Annotated in this window: 3 protein-coding genes and 1 tRNA gene; 1 reads left to right on the top strand and 3 read right to left on the bottom strand. The window is 66.6% G+C overall.

What is annotated here, in order from left to right:
* Window positions 1-520, bottom strand: a 520-nt coding sequence (locus OOT08_RS10665; RefSeq protein WP_325092626.1) for an aldo/keto reductase, incomplete at its 3' end; no start/stop codon positions are given.
* Complete coding sequence (locus tag OOT08_RS10660; protein WP_325092625.1) at window positions 517-1827, bottom strand: enolase C-terminal domain-like protein; 1311 nt, start codon at window positions 1825-1827, stop codon at window positions 517-519. The genes OOT08_RS10660 and OOT08_RS10665, both read right to left, overlap by 4 nt.
* A 411-nt stretch (window positions 1828-2238) precedes the next feature.
* Between OOT08_RS10660 and OOT08_RS10655 the strand changes: the two genes are divergently transcribed.
* Window positions 2239-3987 carry a DUF222 domain-containing protein gene (locus OOT08_RS10655; RefSeq protein ID WP_325092624.1) on the top strand — a complete coding sequence of 583 codons (1749 nt, stop codon included), beginning with the start codon at window positions 2239-2241 and terminating at the stop codon, window positions 3985-3987.
* A gap of 105 nt (window positions 3988-4092) precedes the next feature.
* Here the strand turns inward: OOT08_RS10655 and OOT08_RS10650 are convergent.
* Window positions 4093-4169: transfer RNA gene (locus OOT08_RS10650), tRNA-Arg, on the bottom strand.
* Window positions 4170-4319: the final 150 nt, after the last annotated feature.

Below are 4319 nucleotides of genomic sequence, written 5' to 3'. Positions count from 1 at the left end.
TGGCTCGGACCAGCCCCTCCTCGCGCAGGGTTGCCAGCGCTGGCAGCCCCTCGGCGAGCCCTCGGTCAAGGTCGTAGACGTCCGGATCGTGCAGGTAGAGCACGTCCACCCGGTCCAACCCAAGCCGCTCCAGGGAGTCCTCCAGGCTCCGGCGCACCCCGGCCTCGCTCGGGTCAAACACCCGCTCCCAGTCCGCGGGAACGGCGAAGCCTCCGGCCTCATCACGCGCCCCGGTCGGGTTTTCTCGCGGCTCCAACAGGCGACCCACCTTGGTCGACAACACATACTCCTCACGAGGAAACTGCGCGAGGAATCGGCCGAGCCGACGCTCCGACAGGCCAAGACCGTAGTGCGGTGCGGTATCGAAGCTGCGGATGCCGCCCGCCCAAGCCGCCTCAAGGGCCTGCTGGACCTGGGCGTCGCTCACCTCCCGATAGAGATTGCCAAAGGACGCCCCGCCGAGGCTGAGAGGCCCGAACGACAGCTGACGTGCCGGGTGCCCCGGCGCGGTCTCGATCATCGGACGGCCTCGGCGGTGACGGTGCGAGCGGGCTGGTGCGCATACTCCGCCATCGACGCCGGGAACATCTCCGTGCTGGCACCGGGCAGGGTCGGGGCCAGGTAGTTCCCCCCCTCGATGCGCACCGGGTCGGCAAAGTGCTCGTGCAGGTGGTCAACGTACTCGATCATGCGGCCCTCGAGCTGGCCGGAAACGGCAACGTAGTCGAACATCGACAGGTGCTGCACCGCCTCGCAGAGTCCGACGCCGCCCGCGTGCGGGCAGACACGGACCCCGAACTTCGCGGCGAGGAGGAGGTTGGCGATGTTCTCGTTCACCCCGGCGACGCGGACCGCATCGATTTGCATGACCTGCATACCCCCGGCCTGCAGGAGCTGCTTAAAGATCACCCGGTTCTGCGCGTGTTCGCCCGTTGCGACCGGAATGGGTGCAATCCCCCGTGAAATCGCCGCATGGCCAAGCACGTCATCCGGGCTGGTGGGTTCCTCCACCCAGGCGACGTTCTGGTCGGCGAGTTCCCCGACCCAGCTGATCGCCTCGGCAACGCCCCAGCGCTGATTCGCGTCGATCGCGATGGGGAACTCCGGGCCGCACGTCTCTCGCGCGATCCGCATCCGGCGTCGATCGTCCTCGCGGCTCGACCCGACTTTGAGCTTGATCTGCCCAAAGCCGTCGGCAATCGCCTCGCGGCACAGCCGGGCCAGCTTCTCGTCCGAATAGCCGAGCCAGCCGGGACTCGTCGTATAGGCCGGGTAGCCGACCGCCAGGAGCTTGGCCTCACGCTCTGTGCGACCGGGTTCCGCGGCGCGAAAAATCTCCAGTGCCTCCGCCGGGGTGATCGCGTCTTCCAGGTAGCGAAAGTCCACCAGCTCCACGAGCTGTTCGGGGGTCATTCGGCCCAGCAGCTGCCAGAGGGGCAACCCGGCGCGCTTGGCCTTGAGATCCCACAGCGCGTTCAACACGGCTCCGATGGCCATGTGCATGACGCCCTTCTCCGGGCCCAACCAGCGGAGCTGAGAGTCTTGCAGAAGGGTTTGTGCGGTCGCACCCATATTCTCGAGCACCTCGTCAAGCGGACGCCCTAGCAGGTGCGGGAGCACCGCTTCAATGGCGGACACGGCCACTTCGTTTCCCCGACCGATCGTAAAGACAAAGCCGTGGCCTTCGTGCGCGTCTGCGGCGTCCGTGCGGAGAACGACGGTTGCCGCCGAGTAGTCCGGGTCCGGATTCATCGCATCAGATCCGTCCAAGTGGTCCGAGGTGGGGAAGCGAATATCGTGGGTGTCAGCGCTGACAAGACGACTCATGGTGTGTTTTCCTTTTTCTCAGGTCACCCCAGCTTAGACATCCGATCATTTACCCGTCAAGCTAGGAAAAGTTGCCCTGACTTCTGAAATTTCCCCCTTACAGTTCGGATGTTTACCCCCCCTCGGCGCCCAGCCCAGGATGGCGTCACCCAGTGACTCTCGCCCGGGAAGCGCCAGGCCATCCCGCCGCGCGGGTTCCGCCTCGGCGCGAACGCACCGCGGCGCCCCGCCCACAGACACGGGACCGGAGGCATTCTCCGCTGCCGTCAGCATTGGGTTTCGACGTCAAACGTTGCGGTGAAAACGCGCCATATTGTGTTGCGATAATCCGGGGCTGGGGCATATCGTTTTCGATCAGAAATGAGGCTTGAACAGCACTTTTCCTCGGGTCGCTTCGGGTAAAATTGGGGCATGGTCACGTTCACTCCCGTCGCACCCCGCGACACCGACACCCGAACACCGCGGGCCGGTGCGTTTGCGCGCGTGCCGGGCACGGGGACGGTGACCGGGGCGAGCGCCGCGAAGATCGCGCAGCGGATCGCCGCCGATGCTTTTGCCGCGTCCCGGGTGACCCCGGATGATCAGCGCGAGCATCCCCTTGCCGCTCGCCGAGTCGAGGCCAGGAATGCCCGCGCGCACCTCACCGCCGAGGCACTGCGCGCGCGTGAGGCTGAGCTGAGTGAGGCGATCTCTGAGGCCACGCGGGAGAAGAACCGAGTGGAGGCGAAGCGGGCCAGGCTCATTGCCGAGCTGGCGGATCTGAACGAGGAGCGCTTTGCGCGCGAGACGAAGGAAGACGCCGCGCGGGTACTCGCTTCGACCGGGCAGGTCATCGAGCAGACCGTGACCGGTGAGGACCGGGCACAGCGGATGGGGCAGTTGGCCGAGGAGGTCGCGTTCGCGGTCACGGTCGGGAAGCCCACGGGTGCGCGGCTCTTGAACGATGCGCTCGCGGTTTCCGAAGACCTGCCCCACGTGTGGGACGCGTTCTCGTCCGGCTCGCTCGACCAAGCCCGCGTTTCTGCGATCGTTCGTGTCACCGCGGATGCGCCGCCCGTGGCCCGCTCAATTTTGGACGAGCAGCTGGCCGAGATTGCCCCGACACTCACTCCCGCGAAGCTGTTGCGCGTGGCCGAGGACCTGCGGAACCGGGTCGATCCGGTTTCTCCTGAGGCGCGGCACGCGGACGCGTTCCAGCGCCGCGGGGCCTGGAACGAGCCCGCCCGCAACGGGATGATGGAGCTCACGATCCGACACTCCGCCGTGGAACTCACCGCGGCCTACGACCGGAGCGACGCCCTCGCGAAACAGCTCGCCGTCATGGAGAAACAGGACTACCAGGATCAGATCGCCGCCCTCAAACTGGCACATTCCGGCACCGAGGAGGAGCTTGCCGAGGCAATCGCCGCGTTCCCGGTCCCCCGCGGCATCGCGCAGCTGCGCGCGGATGTGCTCGTGGACCTGATCTCGCTGGGTGAGATCGACACGGAAGCGCCAGCCGAGGGCGACACGACTCCCCCGGCCTCCACGGCCCCGCCCCGCGGCGTCCGCGGGCAGGTCCTCGTGACCGTGCCCACCCGCATCCTGGCCGGACTCTCCGACGATCTCGGCCCCGAGGCCAGCGCCGAGGCGATCCTCGGCAAAGAATTCGCCCAGCTGGACGGCTACGGGGTCCTCGATGACGAGACCGCGGAGCGGGTCGCCTTCGGCATCGGCTCCTTCCGGGCCCTATTCACCGACGACCGGGGCGCGATCCTCAACGTGGGCCGCGACAGCTACGCACCGCCAAAGGCCCTTCGCAGATTCACTGAGATTCGGGACCAGCACTGTCGCTTCCCCGGGTGTGAACGGGCCGCGGTCCGGTGTGACCTGGATCACTCGGTGCCGTGGGATGCGGGCGGCGAAACCTGTCACGACAATCTCGCGTTTCTCTGCAGGACCCATCACACGATGAAGGGGCGCGGCGACCCCGGGACGACCGGGGCGGGCAAGACGCACCGGGGCTGGACGCTGCTCGACAACGTGAACGGAGTGCTGGAATGGGAAACCCTGAGCGGACGGCGCGCGACGACGCACCCGGAACGAGAAACGGCTGTCCGAGCCGGCATTCTTGACCGCGAGCACGATACCCCGGGGACTGCCTCACCGACGCGGCAGTGAGCGGGGCCCGGTCCCATCGCGGTTTGGCGAGCACCCCGTTGCTCACCAGGACCCCTGGAACACAAAACACCCGGTACAGCGTTTGCTGTACCGGGTGTTTTCCTGTGGTGCGCCCGAAGGGATTCGAACCCCTGGCCTTCTGATCCGTAGTCAGACGCTCTATCCAGCTGAGCTACGGGCGCATCTTGTTGGCTTGCCAACTCGATAAACTTTACCCGAACACATCCCGAAACGGAAATTGAGCCCCGGATTCACGCATCGCGCGCGTGTCGCGGACTCGATCAGGGGCGAGGATTGGCCGGGCCGGAGTGCTGGCTCACCCAGGAATACAT

The organism is Leucobacter sp. M11 (assembly GCF_035726885.1).
Classification (GTDB): domain Bacteria; phylum Actinomycetota; class Actinomycetes; order Actinomycetales; family Microbacteriaceae; genus JAPFRB01.
The sequence above is the reverse complement of the archived record's forward strand: the minus strand, read 5'-3'. Positions and strand labels throughout refer to the sequence as shown.